This window comes from Vibrio sp. 03_296 (assembly GCF_002265885.1).
In genome coordinates, this window is sequence record NZ_NPKW01000004.1 from 1 (window position 1) to 1,159 (window position 1,159).

The 1,159-nt window shown below is 44.6% G+C and carries 1 protein-coding gene; it reads left to right on the forward strand.

Features of this window, described 5'->3' with window-relative positions; translation table 11 throughout:
• Positions 1–1,069 (forward strand): phage/plasmid replication protein, II/X family (locus tag CIK04_RS00155; RefSeq protein ID WP_128824561.1); only part of this gene is annotated, 1,069 nt, incomplete at its 5' end.
• Positions 1,070–1,159 lie beyond the last annotated feature (90 nt).

The window sequence follows — 1,159 nt, forward strand, 5'->3', positions numbered from 1 at the left end:
TGTCGCTATCAAGTTCAACAATGGTTCTCCTAACGTACCGCCATCTGTCGAAATCAAAGCCAGTCCAGCGAAAATCCTACAAGGCCACAACATCTTCGGCCCATGCTCAATACTGCTTGGGTATGCTGAAATGTGTTCCGCGCTGGAACTCTCTCACCCGATGCTTGCAGATATGCTTGAATGGGATTTAGCTGAAGTGATGCAGTTGGACTGCACGTTCTCGGCAAATGTTGGCACTGAACAGAAAGCAAAACAGGCAATCGCTCATATGGCCAACGTGTCTCACGGGCAAGTTAAAGCGTCACGTAGTGAATACGAAACAACGTGTTATCACAACAGAGCATCTTCACACTGGCGTGGTAAGTGTTACTCAAAACAACACGAGTTCGAGAAGCAATACAACGATTATCGGGCAAAGGCAGAGAAGGGTGATAAGCACGCTCAATCTATTGTTGATGCAATGTCTGACCCACGACTGCACCGCTTTGTTAGATGGCTAATCCGCTTTGAGGCAAGCGTAACGAAACGCAAATTAAAAGAACTGAATATACCGACAAAAATCAACGACCTAATTAACTACCAACAGCAGCTCCAAGAAACAGGCAAAGAGTTAATCCAAGAGTTATGGCTAATGACATATGGAGAGCTGATAAACCACACATACAGGGGTCACTCCATGAATATCTATGATGATGAATTAGTACAAAATACCTTGAGACTTAAGCACCAGAAAGTAACGCCAAAGGGTAACGTTAGTTATGCAAAAGCGGATAGGGCGTTCTCGTTTTATCGTCGCCTGGTCAATGAAGGTTACCTCGAAGTCAAAAGATCATTCTCTGTTAAACAGACGTTTTACAACAACTTGAACACTCTTATCGAGTCAGGTTTTACCAAGGCTCAACTACAGAACTTACAAGGCAATGGCATGAATAAGGTTGTGCCGTTGGTTGATGTAATCACCGTTGACTTCTCCCAACAATATCCGGACTGGTACTTGGAGCCTGAGTTCGGCCCGTTAACTCGCCAATTACTTGCCAATGACAACGTTGTTCAGCTTCGAACAGCATAGGAACATACCATGTTAAAAATAGAGATCTTCGAAGAGGATGTGCGTGTTGATGTACGCACGACCAAAGCCAAGGATGATAAGCCAGCACGC